14 protein-coding genes are annotated in these 15,723 nt (G+C 57.0%); 7 read left to right on the top strand and 7 right to left on the bottom strand.

The genetic code is table 11. The features are described from left to right. Positions 1 to 6 precede the first annotated feature (6 nt). Positions 7 to 975: a PTS mannose transporter subunit IIAB gene (gene manX, locus KW828_RS07710; protein WP_218335832.1), complete on the bottom strand. Its 969-nt coding sequence runs from the start codon at positions 973 to 975 to the stop codon at positions 7 to 9. 453 nt (positions 976 to 1,428) lie between these two features. Between manX and yoaE the strand changes: the two genes are divergently transcribed. Beyond that, positions 1,429 to 2,988, top strand: a complete 1,560-nt coding sequence (yoaE, locus tag KW828_RS07715; RefSeq protein WP_218335833.1) for a CNNM family cation transport protein YoaE — start codon at positions 1,429 to 1,431, stop codon at positions 2,986 to 2,988. Positions 2,989 to 2,990: 2 nt separating this feature from the next. Here the strand turns inward: yoaE and KW828_RS07720 are convergent, their stop codons facing one another. The 4 genes from KW828_RS07720 to pabB all read right to left on the bottom strand — a co-directional run bounded on the left by KW828_RS07720 (position 2,991) and on the right by pabB (position 8,216). Next, complete coding sequence (locus tag KW828_RS07720; RefSeq protein ID WP_218335834.1) at positions 2,991 to 4,589, bottom strand: EAL domain-containing protein; 1,599 nt, start codon at positions 4,587 to 4,589, stop codon at positions 2,991 to 2,993. 135 nt (positions 4,590 to 4,724) lie between these two features. Then, positions 4,725 to 6,089 (bottom strand): L-serine ammonia-lyase, encoded by a 1,365-nt coding sequence (gene sdaA, locus KW828_RS07725; RefSeq protein ID WP_218335835.1) that lies wholly within the window; start codon positions 6,087 to 6,089, stop codon positions 4,725 to 4,727. A gap of 184 nt (positions 6,090 to 6,273) precedes the next feature. Further along, positions 6,274 to 6,852, bottom strand: coding sequence for a CoA pyrophosphatase (locus KW828_RS07730; protein WP_218335836.1), 579 nt, complete (start codon positions 6,850 to 6,852; stop codon positions 6,274 to 6,276). A gap of 2 nt (positions 6,853 to 6,854) precedes the next feature. Continuing rightward, on the bottom strand, positions 6,855 to 8,216 hold the full coding sequence (gene pabB / locus KW828_RS07735; protein ID WP_218335837.1) for an aminodeoxychorismate synthase component 1: 1,362 nt from the start codon (positions 8,214 to 8,216) through the stop codon (positions 6,855 to 6,857). An 82-nt stretch (positions 8,217 to 8,298) separates the two neighbouring features. On the opposite strand from pabB, the gene KW828_RS07740 reads away from it, so the two are divergent. After that, the gene (locus KW828_RS07740) at positions 8,299 to 8,484 is read left to right on the top strand and encodes a YoaH family protein (protein ID WP_218335838.1); all 186 of its coding nucleotides are present in this window, start codon (positions 8,299 to 8,301) and stop codon (positions 8,482 to 8,484) included. A 6-nt stretch (positions 8,485 to 8,490) separates the two neighbouring features. On the opposite strand, the gene KW828_RS07745 is transcribed toward KW828_RS07740, so the two are convergent. After that, positions 8,491 to 8,835, bottom strand: coding sequence for a RidA family protein (locus tag KW828_RS07745; RefSeq protein ID WP_088218737.1), 345 nt, complete (start codon positions 8,833 to 8,835; stop codon positions 8,491 to 8,493). Between the two features lie 124 nt (positions 8,836 to 8,959). On the opposite strand from KW828_RS07745, the gene KW828_RS07750 reads away from it, so the two are divergent. From KW828_RS07750 to rnd, 5 genes are all read left to right on the top strand, one after another. After that, positions 8,960 to 10,885, top strand: coding sequence for an ATP-dependent DNA helicase (locus KW828_RS07750; protein ID WP_218335839.1), 1,926 nt, complete (start codon positions 8,960 to 8,962; stop codon positions 10,883 to 10,885). Between the two features lie 59 nt (positions 10,886 to 10,944). Then, a complete protein-coding gene (tsaB, locus tag KW828_RS07755; RefSeq protein WP_218335840.1) occupies positions 10,945 to 11,640 on the top strand; it encodes a tRNA (adenosine(37)-N6)-threonylcarbamoyltransferase complex dimerization subunit type 1 TsaB in 696 nt (231 codons plus the stop codon). Between the two features lie 38 nt (positions 11,641 to 11,678). After that, a complete protein-coding gene (locus KW828_RS07760; RefSeq protein ID WP_218335841.1) occupies positions 11,679 to 12,260 on the top strand; it encodes a Slp family lipoprotein in 582 nt (193 codons plus the stop codon). A gap of 204 nt (positions 12,261 to 12,464) precedes the next feature. Next, positions 12,465 to 14,150: a long-chain-fatty-acid--CoA ligase FadD gene (fadD, locus tag KW828_RS07765; RefSeq protein WP_218335842.1), complete on the top strand. Its 1,686-nt coding sequence runs from the start codon at positions 12,465 to 12,467 to the stop codon at positions 14,148 to 14,150. Positions 14,151 to 14,219: 69 nt separating this feature from the next. Next, positions 14,220 to 15,347 carry a ribonuclease D gene (rnd, locus tag KW828_RS07770; protein WP_218335912.1) on the top strand — a complete coding sequence of 376 codons (1,128 nt, stop codon included), beginning with the start codon at positions 14,220 to 14,222 and terminating at the stop codon, positions 15,345 to 15,347. Positions 15,348 to 15,455: 108 nt separating this feature from the next. Here rnd and minE read toward each other — a convergent pair whose 3' ends face one another. Continuing rightward, the gene (gene minE / locus KW828_RS07775; protein ID WP_072568733.1) at positions 15,456 to 15,722 is read right to left on the bottom strand and encodes a cell division topological specificity factor MinE; all 267 of its coding nucleotides are present in this window, start codon (positions 15,720 to 15,722) and stop codon (positions 15,456 to 15,458) included. Position 15,723 lies beyond the last annotated feature (1 nt).

A 15,723-nucleotide genomic window follows, 5' to 3' on the forward strand; every position in this document is an offset into this window, starting at 1 on the left:
TGCTGGCTACTTCGCCACTTTGCTGATCAAATCCATCATTTTCAGTTTCGGATCGTTTGAGACTTTGCGAACTTCGAGTTCGATACCGCGGGCATTCAGTTTTTTGAATGCTTCAATATCTTGCTCATCAACCGAAACGGCGTTGTTTACCTGGGTTTTGCCCTGACGATAAGCCATACCGCCGATATTGACAGAGGTGATCTTCACCCCGGCTTCAACCAGACGTTCCACATCGGTAGGATTGGTAAACAGCAGCATGATGCGTTCACCCGCGTATTTCGGGTTGTTATAAACGCGGATCATCTTAGCCACATCCACCACGTGCGCCGTCACGCCGGGCGGCGCAACCTGCGTCAGCAGCGTTTTACGCACGGTATCAGCGGCCACTTCGTCGCTGACCACGATAATGCGCTGTACGTTGGTTTCTTTGGTCCAGCGTGTTGCCACCTGGCCGTGGATCAAACGGTCATCGATGCGCGCAAGGCCGATCACCATGTAATCATCCGCGCCCATCGGCTTCACCGGCGCGGCGGGTTTCGCCACGGCGGCAGGCGCGGCGGGTGCGGCGACTTCCGGTGTTTTTGCCTTCAGTGCTTTCACCCCTTCACGGCCGGTTTCGACCGCCAGCGCTACCAGATTATCAAACGTTGGGTTGTCATCGCGTCCCATCAGGGTTTCCACCAGCATCGGAATGTTGACGCCGGCAACCACTTCGTAATGCTCTTTATCGACGACAATGCGACTGGCAGCGTTAAACGGGCTGCCGCCCCATGTATCGACGAGAAACAGCACGCCTTGACTTACGTCGAGTTTTGCTAACTGAGCATTGTATTTTTCGATTAACGTTTCGGCGTTTTCACCGGGAACGAAATCGATCCAGCCCACGTTTTCCTGCTCACCCAACAGCATTTCGGCTGTTTTAAGCAACTGCTCAGCCGCCCAGCCATGTGTGCCTATTACAATAGCAATGGTCACTTGCTACCTCCGTTATTATCGTTAACACACCTGTAACAGATATGTTGTGAATCATTCCCGCGTACCGAATCGATTCAGATAAGGGTTTGAAAGAAAAGTTAAAACTTCCGTGAATTATTTTAGACATCGAAAAAATAATTTTTGTGATGCGCATCCGTAATTTAGCTTTCGCCATTTAGAAATTTCGGCCTGCGAAATAACCACAAAATTCCAATTGCAAATTCCGGTAAATCTTTGCAAAACATTAATTCTCTCTGCTATGTTTACCCTCCGTTTAACAATCAAGGAGTACAGGGCAGTAGCCCCGTGTATGGACCGTCACCGACGTCAGTTAACCCAATGGCCGCTTCGTGCCACGCAATCCGGCGTTTTCCGCCACCTTTCATTCTCATCTGCTGTCATCACGCCTGTGCTTAATGCACCGTTTTGCCATTCCGTAAACAGGAGCCTGTCATGGAATTCTTAATGGACCCCTCGATATGGGTGGGGTTGTTGACGCTGGTTGTTCTTGAAATTGTTCTTGGTATCGACAACCTGGTGTTTATCGCCATCCTTGCCGATAAATTGCCGCCCAAACAGCGCGATAAAGCCCGTCTGATCGGCCTGTCGCTGGCGCTGATCATGCGACTGGCTCTGCTGTCGGTGATCTCGTGGATGGTCACGCTCACAAAGCCTCTGTTTACGGTGATGGATTTAAGCTTCTCCGGCCGTGACTTAATCATGCTGCTCGGGGGACTATTCTTGCTGTTCAAAGCGACAACAGAATTACACGAGCGACTTGAAAACCGGGAACACGACAGCGGACAAACGAAAGGTTACGCCAGCTTCTGGGTGGTCGTGGTCCAGATCGTCATCCTTGATGCGGTGTTCTCACTGGACGCGGTGATCACCGCGGTCGGTATGGTGAACCATCTGCCGGTGATGATGGCGGCGGTGGTCATTGCCATGGCGGTGATGCTGCTGGCGTCAAAACCGCTGACGCGCTTTGTTAACCAGCACCCGACGGTAGTAGTGCTCTGTCTGAGCTTCCTGCTGATGATCGGTCTGAGTCTGGTGGCAGAAGGCTTTGGCTTCCATATTCCGAAAGGCTACCTGTATGCCGCGATCGGTTTCTCAATCATCATCGAGTTCTTTAACCAGATTGCGCGCCGTAACTTTATTCGCCATCAGTCCACGTTACCGCTGCGTGCCCGTACCGCCGATGCTATTTTGCGTCTGATGGGCGGTCGCCGCAAAGACAGCCAGCAACATGAGCCGGACAGCGAAACGCCGGTGCAGATCCCGGAAGGGGCCTTTGCGGATGAAGAGCGTTATATGATCAACGGCGTGCTGACGCTGGCCTCGCGCTCGCTGCGCAGCATTATGACGCCGCGCGGCGACATCAGCTGGGTCGATGCCAGTCTTGATAAAGAGGCCATTCGCCAGCAACTGCTCTCATCACCGCACAGCCTGTTCCCGGTCTGCCGGGGCGAACTGGATGAAGTGATCGGTATCGTGCGCGCCAAAGAGATGCTGGTGGCGGTGGAAGAGGGCGGTGACGTCGCGGCCATTGCCTCTGCATCCCCGGCGATTGTGGTGCCGGAAACCCTGGATCCGATCAAACTGCTTGGCGTGCTGCGCCGCGCGCGCGGCAGCTTTGTTATCGTCACCAACGAATTTGGTGTGGTACAGGGTCTGGTGACGCCGCTCGACGTTCTGGAGGCCATTGCCGGTGAATTCCCGGATGCCGACGAAACCCCGGAAATCATCGCGGATGCCGATGGCTGGCTGGTCAAAGGCACTACCGACCTGCATGCGCTGCAACATGCGCTGGGGCTGGATAACCTGGTTAACGACAGCGAAGACATCGCCACCGTTGCGGGTCTTGTAATCGCCATTAACGGCCAGATCCCGCGCGCGGGTGACGTGCTGCAACTGGCACCGTTGACCATCACCGTGCTGGAAGCCAACGACTACCGTGTCGATCTGGTACGGGTTGTTAAAGAGCGTCCGGAACACGACGAAGAAGAGTAACGCTACTGCACCGGCAATGACGGCATCATCTGGCCGTTATGCCGGGCTGGCGGCGGGGTACTTCCCGCCAGCCAGTCCGGGAAATCTTTCAGCGGCATCGGCTTCGCATAGAGAAATCCCTGCAAAACATGCACCCCGCGCAGGCGTAAATGTGCCGCCTGTTGCGGGGTTTCCACCCCCTCCGCCACCATTTCCAGCTTCAGCCTTTTTCCCAGCGCGATGATCATGTCCGTCACCGTCGAGTTCACCGCATCGGTGCCAATCGCCGCGATAAAGGATTTATCAATTTTCAGGATGTCGGGATTGAGTTTTTCCAGCCAGGACAAGGACGTATTGCCGGTGCCAAAATCGTCAATCGCCACTTTTACGCCCATGCGATGCAGCTCACGCACGATGCGAAAATCTGCCTCGCTCAGGCTGTCCCGCTCGGTGAGTTCAATGACCAGTTGCTGAACAGGACGGACGTTAAACCAGCGACGGTTGAGATCGGCAATCAGCTCCCCGTGTCCGAAATGGCTGGCGGCAACGTTAATGCCGATCTGAAACTGCGGCGAAGGCGGAAACAGCGCCAACTGACGATGCGTTTCGGTCAGTACATAGCGCGTCAGCGGCGCGATCAGCCCCTGATTTTCGGCGATGGGGATAAACACATCCGGCGAGATCCACCCCTGACGGCGGTTATTCCAGCGCAGTAAAATTTCCACCCCCACGCACTGCTGGGTTTGCGCATCCAGCAGCGGCTGACAAAACAGTTCAAATTCGTTTTCCGCCAGCCCCAGATGGATCTCCCAGGCAAAACTCATGCGGTTCGCTGTCGCCACCCAGGCGATATACCCCACCAGCAAACTCAGCAACAGCGCCAGCGGGAACTGTGACGGCAGATGCCGCAGCGCCAGCTCGCTCGCGCCCGGCCCGCGCACATTGACGGTAAAAGGATAACGTTCAGAAGATTGCGAAAAACGCTTCTCGTCTGTAAGCGCAGGCAGGGACTCCACCACGCCCGCGCCGTACAACAAATGGCGGTGATTCACCGTCAGACTGGCGCCGGTGATGAGCGGCTTCTGCGGCTCCAGCATCAGATTCGTGAGCAGCGTGATATTCAGGATCGCCATCACGCCGCTGTCTTTGCCTTCACCGGTCGGAAACCACTGGATCAGTACCGGACTGCCTTTTAGTAACGACTGGTCGGTGGAGAGGATCAGCCGCGGCTGGCTGTCAGGCAACAGGGGCTGTAACTGGCGCATCGGGACATTGCGAAACCCAAAAATACTTGAGCAGTACAGTATGCCGTTATCTACCAGACCAATAGATCGAAGGGTCTGCAATGCGGCGGCTTCCGTGCGCAGCGTCAGATGCACATCGTCGCAAGGTTTTCCCACAAGTGGCACCAGCACAGGGCGCTGGAGTTCAACCGCGGCGAGCACTTTTTCGAGAGAGGAAACGGCATGGGACGTAAAAGACAACAGACGCTGTTGATTGAGATCGCGCTCCGACATATATCGTGCGCCGAGCGTCAACAGCAGCATTGAGATAGCCACCAGCACGCAAACCAGAATGCGTTTTCGCCGGTAGTTCCTTATGATCCGTTGCGCAGTCTGCATGAAGTCATCGTCCGGTTATTTATACCGTTGATTGCGAAAGGCAACGGCACCACAGCAAGTGTAGTGTGGAAAAAATAAACGGACGAGAATTGCACAAAATTTAGCCCTTCTGTTGCAGAAGGGCGGGGGGAAGTATTAGTCGCACTGCACCTTGATCGCCAGGCCACCGCGCGAGGTTTCGCGGTATTTGGCGTTCATGTCTTTACCCGTTTCGTACATGGTTTCGATAACCTTATCCAGCGACACGCGCGGCGCGCTGGTGCGGCGCATCGCCATACGTGAAGCGTTAATGGCTTTCACCGACGCGATGGCATTACGCTCAATGCACGGCACCTGTACCTGACCGGCCACCGGATCGCAGGTCAGACCGAGGTTATGCTCCATGCCGATTTCCGCTGCCACGCAGACCTGCTCCGGGCTGGCGCCCAGCAGTTCCGCCAGACCGGCAGCGGCCATCGAACAGGCCACGCCCACTTCGCCCTGACAGCCGACTTCCGCGCCAGAGATAGACGCGTTCATTTTGTAGAGCGCGCCAATGGCCCCGCAGGCCATAAAGTAGCGGATATAAATATCCGGCGTCACCGGCTCAATAAAGTGATCGTAGTAGGCAAGTACCGCCGGAACGATACCGCAGGCGCCATTGGTCGGGGCGGTCACCACACGGCCACCGGCGGCGTTTTCTTCGTTTACCGCCAGGGCAAACATATTCACCCAGTCGATGACGTTCATCGGATCGTTCGACAGCTTATCACTGGCGACCAGCAGACGGCGCAGGGCCGAGGCACGACGCGGCACACGCAGTGGACCAGGCAGTACGCCTTCGGTATTGATACCGCGATCGATACAGGCACGCATGGTCTGCCAGACATCCGCGAAGTAATCTTCAATTTCCTGCTTGCTGTGCAGCGCCAGTTCGTTCTGCATGACCATGCCGGATAACGACAGGCCGGTTTCATGGCAGTAATCGAGCATCTCTTTCGCGGAAGTGAACGGATAAGGCACGCTCACTTCATCGCTGGCGTCTTTGCCGAAATGCTCTTCATCGACGATAAATCCGCCGCCGATGGAATAGTAAGTTTTGCTGTAGATCGTCGTGTCGCCGTTATACGCATGGATCTGCATGGCGTTTTCATGCAACGGCAGGTTATTGCTCTGGAAGCGCATCCCGTTGTCTTTCGGGAAATCCACTTCATGACGACCCTGCGCCAGCGGCAGGCGTCCACGGGTTTCAACGTCGCGGATAAACGCCGGAATAGCGTCAATATCGACCGTCGCCGGGGCATTGCCCGCCAGACCCATAATAATAGCGATGTCAGTATGATGACCTTTACCGGTCAGTGACAGCGAACCGTAAACGTCTACTGCCACGCGGGTTACGCTCTCAAGCAATCCCTTTTCGACCAGGTCATCGACGAACTGTTTGCCAGCCTTCATCGGGCCAACTGTGTGGGAAGAGGAGGGACCAATCCCCACCTTAAACATGTCGAATAGACTAATCACATTAACACTCCTGACAGGGTTATCGGACTTTCCGATAACGATGTAATAATTGCGCATAGTGTATGAGGGAACCACAGGATCGGCTGGAGTATTCGCATGAATTAAACTAATGCCTGACTATCAAATTACTAATGACGGGACGGGGATCTCACTTCGGCAAACAGGGACATTGCATAAAGAATATTCAGGGCTTAATGCCAATCTGTAACGCCAGTTCACGAATGATGCCCGCCGTCATTCCCCAGACGAAATAGTGTTCATACCACGACAGCCAGACGCGATGATCGTTGCCGCGACGATGGATATCTAATGGATGATAGCGCCCCAGACGCAGGGCTTCCGCCAGCGGCATCTCAAACACCGCTGCCACTTCATCTTCGCTGGCATGATAGTGCAGGTCAGGGGGAATAATGCCCACCACCGGCGTTACCTGGAAACCCGTCACGCTGTCGACGGGGGGCAACACGCCAATCACATCTACCGCCTCGGGCGGGATCGCCACTTCTTCATGGGCTTCACGGAGTGCGGCGGCGATCAGCGACGCGTCGGTGCTGTCCACCGCGCCGCCGGGAAACGCCACCTGACCGGCATGTTTGCGCATCTGCGCCGAGCGCTGGGTCAGCAGCAGACCAGGTTGTTCACGGCGAACCACCGGGATCAGTACCGCCGCTTGACGGGCGTTCAGCGAGGTGCGGCTCGCCTGCGGACGTAAAAGTTGAAATCGCGATAAAAAGTCATCCAGTGTCAGCGCCTGTAAATCCAAAATCAGCTCTCCAGTTGATGCAGAATACGATTAACTTTATCAAAGGTTTCCTGATATTCCGCCTGCTCCTCGCTGTCAGCGACGATCCCGCCGCCCGCAGAACAGTATAGCTGGCCGTCACAGGCGCTCAGCGTGCGGATGGTAATGCTGGTGTCCATATTCCCGCACAGACTGATATAGCCGATGCTGCCACACCAGGCGTTCCGGCGATGCGGTTCCAGGGCATCGATAATCTCCATAGCGCGCACTTTTGGCGCACCGGTGATGGAGCCGCCCGGAAACGCGGCGCGCAGCACATCGCAGGCGGTGCGTGAGGTGGGAAGGCGGGCGGTGATGGTACTTACCAGGTGATGTACCGCCGGGAAGGGTTCCACCACGAACAGCTCCGGCACCCGTACCGATCCCGGTTCGGCGACGCGGCCAAGGTCATTGCGCATCAAATCGACAATCATCAGGTTTTCGGCGCGATCTTTCGGCGACTGCGCCAGCCGGGTGGCCTGTCGGGCATCGGCATCCGCCTCGCGCAAGCGCGGCAGGGTGCCTTTGATGGGGCGGGTCTGGATGGTGCCGTTATCGATCTGAATAAAGCGTTCCGGCGACAGGCTGAGAATGGCTCCCTGCGGCAATCGCAGGAAGGCGCTGAACGGCGCGCGGTTGGCGCGGTTCAGCTGCATGAACGCCTGCCACTCATCGCCGGTGTAATGCGCCTGAAAACGCTGGGCGAGGTTAACCTGATAGCAGTCGCCGCTGTGCAAAAATGCCTGTACCGCGCGGAATTTCTCGCCATACTGCGCGCGGGTCATGTTCGAGCGCCAGGCAGAGGTCAGGCGAAACGGCTGCGTCCCGGCGGGCTGCTGCGCCTCCAGCCAGGCCAGCCGCGCCGCTACGTCACCGTAGCTGAGCAGGGTGACTTTTTGTTGATGATGATCGACAATCAGCGCCCAGTCGTACAGCCCGACGGCCATATCCGGCAAAGCGAGATCCTGTTCGGCCTGCGACGGCAGCGTTTCAAAACGCCGTCCGAGATCATAACCAAACAGGCCCAGCGCGCCGCCGGTAAACGGCAGATCGGCATCGCAGGGCGGGGCCAGTTGCATGGCGTCCAGCTCACTTTGCAGCAGCGCCAGCGGATCCGCGGTGGACGCGGTACTCACACCCTCGCGGGTGACGGTGGTGATGTCGCCGTGCGTCACCAGCGTACAGCAGGGTTGCGCCACCAGAATATCAAAGCGGTTATGGGCATGATCCGCCTGACCGGAATGCAGCAGCATGGCCCATGGCTGGGTGTTGAGTGGGGTAAACCAGTGGCTGGCGGCCTCGGGGTGCCACGGCAGCGAAATAACGGCGGGTAATAACGTCTTCATCAATCCAGACTCTTTGCTATCCGGTAACCGGCTTATGGGGTAGCATGTTTGATCAGCGCGAACAATTTAGCAGGAGTTCACTATGTTTGCAGGTTTACCTTCCCTCACGCATGAGCAACAACAACAGGCCGTCGATCGTATTCATACGCTGATGTCTGAAGGCATGAGCAGCGGTGAAGCCATTGCCCTGGTCGCCGCCGAACTGCGCGCCAGCCACAAAGGCGAACGGGTTCTGGCACGCTTTGAGGACGACGAGGAAGAAGAGTAATCGCCCTTATACGGCGGCAATAATTTTAATTTCGACTTTATATTGCGGGTTCATTAGCGTGGCCTGCACTGTACAGCGCACCGGCGCATGACCCGCAACCACCCACGCATCCCACGCTTTATTCATCGCTGCAAAATCTTTGCTATCCGCCAGAAAAATGGTGGCATCCAGAATGCGTGATTTATCGCTGCCCTGGCTTTCCAGCATGGCATCAATTTGCGCCAGCGTGTTGGCGGTTTGTTCAAAGGCATCCGCCTGCAAATTTTCCGGCACGCCGGTGTAATACAGCGTCTGATTGTGGATCACCGCATCGGACCAGCGGGCTGCGGCATCAATACGCACGATTGTCATGACCATCTCCTTAATTTCCATTGGCGCGCCAAGACTGCCACAGAGTTTTTAACCTGTCACGACTTCGGCTGGCTAAAAGCCATCGCCCCTGACATAATCACTGGCGATTTAACCAGGGGGTAGTGTGGCGAAAAACAGTGAGACGGACGATTTTGCAATCGACGGTCAGTTAGCAAAAGCGATACCGGGATTTAACCCGCGTGAACCGCAGCGGCAGATGGCGCAGGCGGTGGCTGAGGCCATTGCGCAAACCCAGCCGCTGGTGGTGGAAGCGGGGACCGGCACCGGCAAAACCTACGCTTACCTTGCCCCCGCGCTGCGCGCCGGTAAAAAAGTGATTATTTCCACCGGCTCGAAAGCGCTCCAGGATCAGCTTTACAGCCGCGATCTGCCCACTGTTTCCCGCGCGCTGGAGTACACCGGTAAACTGGCCTTGCTGAAAGGGCGCTCCAACTATTTGTGCATCGAACGTCTGGAGCAGCAGGCGCTGGCCGGTGGCGATTTACCCGTCCAGACACTGAGCGATGTCATTCTGCTGCGCTCATGGTCAAATCAGACCATTGATGGCGACATCAGCACCTGTGCCAGCGTGGCGGAAGATTCTCCCGCCTGGCCGCTGGTCACCAGCACCAACGACAACTGCCTTGGCAGTGACTGCCCCCTGTATAAAGACTGTTTTGTGGTGAAGGCGCGTAAAAAAGCCATGGATGCTGATGTGGTGGTGGTGAACCATCACCTGTTTCTGGCGGATATGGTAGTGAAAGACAGCGGATTTGGTGAACTGATCCCCGAAGCTGAGGTGATGATTTTTGATGAAGCGCACCAGCTGCCGGACATCGCCAGCCAGTATTTTGGCCAGTCCCTCTCCAGTCGTCAGCTGATCGACCTGGCGAAAGATTTCACTATCGCTTATCGCACCGAGCTGCGCGATACCCAACAGCTGCAAAAATGTGCCGACCGGCTGGCGCAAAGCGCCCAGGATTTTCGTCTGCAACTGGGCGAGCCGGGCTATCGCGGTAATCTGCGCGAACTGCTGGCAGACAGCCACATTCAGCGCGCTTTTCTGCTGCTCGATGACACCCTTGAGCTGTGTTACGACGTGGCAAAACTTTCCCTTGGCCGTTCAGCCCTGTTGGATGCCGCCTTTGAGCGCGCCACCCTCTACCGCGCCCGCTTAAAACGCTTAAAAGAGATCAACCAGCCCGGCTTCAGCTACTGGTACGAATGCACCTCGCGGCATTTTACGCTGGCGCTGACGCCGCTGTCGGTGGCGGATAAATTCAAAGAAGTCATGGCGCAAAAGCCGGGCAGCTGGGTATTTACCTCCGCTACGCTGTCGGTGAACGACGAGCTGCACCACTTCACCGCCCGGCTGGGCATTGAAGACGCGCACTCGCTGCTGCTACCCAGTCCGTTCGATTATGCCCGCCAGGCACTGCTGTGCGTGCCGCGCAATCTGCCGCAGACCAATCAGCCGGGCGCGGCCCGTCAGCTGGCGGCGATGCTGCGGCCGCTTATCGAAGCTAACAATGGCCGCTGCTTTATGCTCTGCACCTCCCACGCCATGATGCGCGATCTGGCGGAGCAGTTCCGCGCCACGCTGTCATTGCCGGTGCTGCTTCAGGGTGAAACCAGCAAAGGCCAGCTGTTGCAGCAGTTCGTCACCGCAGGCAATGCGTTGCTGGTGGCGACCAGCAGCTTCTGGGAAGGTGTGGATGTGCGCGGCGACACGTTGTCGCTGGTGATCATCGACAAACTGCCGTTTACCTCCCCGGACGATCCGCTGCTGAAAGCGCGCATGGAAGATTGCCGTCTGCGCGGCGGCGATCCCTTCGATGAAGTCCAGCTGCCGGATGCGGTGATCACCCTGAAACAGGGCGTCGGCCGCCTGATCCGCGACATTGACGATCGCGGTGTGCTGGTGATCTGCGACAACCGGCTGGTGATGCGGCCCTACGGCGCGACGTTCCTCGCCAGTCTGCCGCCCACACCACGCACGCGCGACATCTCCCGCGCGGTGCGCTTTCTCGCCGTCCCGCCGACGCAGTAATTTGCCGCAGAGTGTGGTATTATGCGCGCCATTTTTCTACCGAGAGCGCGCGAAGACCCATGCGAATTCTGGCTATCGATACCGCAACTGAAGCTTGTTCAGTTGCGCTGCTGCATAACGACACCACCCATGCCCATTTTGAACTCTGCCCGCGAGAGCACACGCAGCGCATTCTGCCGCTGGTTCAGCAGATCCTGAACGACAGCGGCGTGGCGCTGCGCGATCTCGACGCGCTGGCGTTTGGCCGCGGGCCGGGAAGTTTCACCGGCGTCCGTATCGGCATTGGCATCGCGCAGGGGCTGGCGCTGGGCGCAGAACTGCCGATGATCGGCGTCTCCACCCTCGCTACCATGGCGCAGGGCGCATATCGTAAAACCGGCGCAACGCGCGTGCTGGCTGCCATTGACGCCCGCATGGGCGAAGTTTACTGGGCGCAGTACGAGCGCGATGAGAATGGCGTCTGGCATGGCGAAGAGGCGGAAGCGGTACTGAAACCCGATGCCGTGCGTGAGCGACTGGCACAGCTGGACGGTGCATGGGCTACCGTGGGCACCGGCTGGCCGGCATGGCCCGATCTGGCCGCAGGCAGCGATCTCACGTTAACGGACGGTGAGGTACTGTTACCGGCTGCGGAAGATATGCTGCCGCTCGCCTGTCAGCTGCTGGCGGCGGGAAAAACCGTCACCGCCGACACAGCCGAACCTGTTTATTTACGAAACGAGGTGGCGTGGAAGAAACTTCCTGGCCGCGAGTGAATCTTAGATTACAGGACGTTAATAACGGGAGTCACAACATGGCACTGAATAAACGAGTTGTACGCGGGGCCGTCGCCGCGCTGGTGGCCGTCGCGCTTAGTGGCTGCGTCACCGTACCGGATGCCATTAAGGGCACCAGCCCGACGCCGCAGCAGGATCTGGTTCGCGTGATGAACGCGCCGCAGCTCTATGTGGGTCAGGAAGCCCGTTTTGGCGGCAAAGTGATCGACGTGAAAAACGAGCAGGGTAAAACCCGCCTTGAGATCGCCGCCGTGCCGCTGGACAGCGCCGCGCGTCCGGTGCTGGGCGAGCCGTCCCGTGGGCGCATTTATGCCGATGTCAGCGGTTTCCTCGACCCGGTTGATTTCCGTGGTCAATTGGTCACCGTCGTCGGGCCGATCACCGGCACTGCCGACGGCAAAGTGGGCGACACGCCGTATAAATATATGGTGATGCAGGCTAACGGCTACAAACGCTGGCGTATTACCCAGCAGGTCATGATGCCGCCGCAGCCTATCGATCCCTGGTTCTGGGGGCCTGGCCCGCATCCGTGGCGCTACGGTTACGGTGGATGGTATAACCCCGGCCCGGCACAGGTTCAGACGATCGTAACCGAGTAACTCCCTGTTACGAAAAGAGAAGAAACAGCGGCCGGTCCGCTGTTTCTGCGTTTTGACGATCATAAGAAAAATAAATAGTGACGCGCTTCGCAACCTTAAATCCGTTTAATTATTAAACTGGTACGCTGAGTTAATATAATGTTAACGACTTGTTTATTAACCGGGGTTGCGATGACAACAAATACTCAATTCAGAGGTGATGCATTGAAGAAGGTTTGGCTTAACCGTTATCCCGCCGACGTGCCAGCAGAGATCAACCCCGACCGCTACCAGTCGCTGGTAGAGCTGTTTGAGCACTCCGCGGCGCGCTATGCCGATCAGCCAGCATTCGTGAACATGGGGGAGGTGATGACCTTCCGCAAACTCGAAGAGCGCAGCCGGGCGTTTGCCGCTTATCTCCAGCAGGGCCTGGGGCTGAAAAAGGGCGACCGCGTGGCGCTGATGATGCCCAACCTGCTGCAATATCCGATCGCGCTGTTTGGAATTTTGCGGGCAGGCATGGTGGTGGTTAACGTCAATCCGCTCTATACCCCGCGTGAGCTGGAGCATCAGCTCAATGACAGCGGCGCGGCGGCAATTATCATCGTCTCCAACTTTGCCCACACGCTGGAAAAAGTGGTGGAAAAAACCCAGGTCCAGCATGTGATCCTCACGCGCATGGGCGACCAGCTCTCGCCGGCAAAGGGCACGCTGGTGAACTTCGTCGTCAAATACATCAAAAAGCTGGTGCCGAAATATCACCTGCCGGATGCGATTTCGTTTCGTCAGGCGCTGCATAACGGCTACCGCATGCAGTACATTAAGCCGGACGTGGTGACTGACGATCTGGCCTTTTTACAGTATACCGGCGGCACCACCGGCGTGGCGAAAGGCGCGATGCTGACGCACCGTAACATGCTCGCGAACCTCGAACAGGTGAACGCCACCTACGGCCCGTTGCTCCATCGCGGCAAAGAGCTGGTGGTCACTGCACTGCCGCTGTATCACATCTTTGCGCTGACCATGAACTGCCTGCTGTTTATCGAGCTGGGCGGGCAGAACCTGTTGATCACCAATCCGCGCGATATTCCGGGGCTGGTCAAAGAGCTGGCGAAATATCCTTTTACCGCGATGACCGGCGTCAATACGCTGTTTAACGCGCTGCTTAATAACAAAGAGTTCCAGCAACTGGATTTCTCCTCGCTGCATCTCTCCGCCGGTGGCGGCATGCCGGTGCAACAGGCGGTGGCTGAACGCTGGGTGAAGCTGACCGGGCAATACCTGCTGGAAGGCTATGGGCTGACGGAGTGCTCGCCGCTGGTGAGCGTCAACCCGCACGATATTGACTACCACAGCGGCAGCATCGGTCTGCCGGTGCCCTCTACCGAAGCTAAACTGATTGACGATGAGGGCAATGAAGTGGAACACGGTCAGCCCGGCGAGCTGTGCGTGAAAGGCCCGCAGGTGATGCTCGGTTACTGGCAGCGTCCCGCCGATACCGATCAGATCCTCAAAGACGGCTGGTTACTCACCGGCGACATTGCGGTAATGGACGACGAAGGTTTCCTGCGCATTGTCGATCGTAAAAAAGACATGATTCTGGTTTCCGGCTTCAACGTTTACCCTAACGAAATCGAAGACGTGGTAATGCAACATCCTGGCGTGCTGGAAGTGGCGGCGGTGGGTGTCCCGTCCGGCAGCAGCGGCGAAACGGTGAAACTGTTTGTGGTCAAAAAAGATCCGGCCCTGAACGGCGAGGCGTTGATCGCCTTCTGCCGCCGTCAGTTAACTGGCTATAAAGTGCCAAAACTGGTGGAATTCCGCGATGAACTGCCGAAATCGAACGTTGGCAAAATTTTGCGACGAGAATTGCGTGACGAAGCTCGCGCCAAAGTAGACAATAAAGTCTGAGCTTTGAGTAAGTCGCCCGACGCCGGTTAGCCGGCGTTTTTTATGGGCGCAAACCTGAGAGAACCCGATTTGAATTACCAGATGATCACCAACAACGACGCGCTGGCCGCCATGAGCGAGGCCGCGCGTGCGTTTCCCGCAATCGCCCTTGATACCGAATTTGTCCGTACCCGCACCTATTACCCACAACTGGGTTTGATCCAGGTGTTTGACGGCGAACAGGTTTCGCTGATCGATCCCCTGACCATCACCGACTGGACGCCGTTCCGCGCGTTGTTACAGGATCGCAGCATCACCAAATTTCTGCATGCGGGCAGCGAAGATCTGGAGGTGTTCCTTAACGTCTTTGGCGAACTGCCGGAGCCGTTGATCGACACGCAGATCCTCGCTGCCTTCAGCGGACGCCCGATGTCCTGGGGTTTTGCGGCGATGGTCGAGGAGTACACCGGTACGGCGCTCGACAAGAGCGAATCCCGCACCGACTGGCTCGCGCGCCCGCTAACCGAGCGCCAGTGCATTTATGCGGCGGCGGATGTCTGGTACCTGTTACCTATCGCCCACAAGCTGATGGCAGAAGCGGAAGCCGCAGGCTGGTTGCAGGCGGCGCTGGACGAGTGCCGCCTGATGCAGCAGCGTCGTCAGGAAGTACTGGCCCCGGAAGACGCCTGGCGTGACATCAGCAACGCCTGGCAACTGCGCACTCGCCAGTTGGCCTGTCTGCGTCTGCTCGCCGACTGGCGTCTGCGTAAAGCGCGTGAACGCGATCTGGCGGTAAACTTCGTGGTTCGTGAAGAGCACCTGTGGGCCGTGGCTCGCTATATGCCGGGCAGCATGGGCGAGCTGGACAGCATTGGTCTGTCCGGCAGCGAGATCCGTTTCCATGGCAAAACGCTGCTGGCGCTGGTGGCGAAAGCGCAGGAATTGCCGGAAGAGGCGCTGCCTGAGCCGCTGGTCAATCTGGTGGATATGCCGGGCTATCGTAAAGCGTTCAAAGCCATTAAAGCGCTGGTGCAGGAGGTGAGCGCTGCAAGCGGTATCAGCGCCGAACTGCTGGCGTCCCGTCGCCAGATTAATCAGTTACTCAACTGGCACTGGCAATTAAAACCGCAGAACGTGCAGCCGGAATTAATTTCCGGCTGGCGCGGCGATTTAATGGCGCAAAAACTTAACGCATTGCTGGTGGAATACCCGCAGTGATTTTACTTTTACCCCTGTAATTAATTACAGGGGTAATTGCAGGTAAATAAAAAGGCAGCGATGAGGCTGCCTTTTTTTATTTCTTATATTTTAACGACTAAGAAATGTTTATTTACTGTCTTCGGTTTCCGGCAGCGTAACGTTCAGCTCCAGAATAGAAATATCGCCATCGCGCTGTTCCAGTTGCACTGAAACCATTTCCGGATCGATTTGCACATAGCGGCAAATGACTTCGAGAATGTCCTTTCTCAGTTGCGGCAGGTAGTGCGGTTCAGCATCGCTACGACGACGCTCAGCAACGATAATCTGTAAACGTTCTTTCGCGATGTTGGCGGTACTTTTCTTTCGTGAGAGAAAAAAGTCGAGTAAAGCCATA

Origin of the sequence: Enterobacter sp. ENT03 (assembly GCF_019218745.1) — a bacterium.
Taxonomy (GTDB): Bacteria; Pseudomonadota; Gammaproteobacteria; order Enterobacterales; family Enterobacteriaceae; genus Enterobacter_D.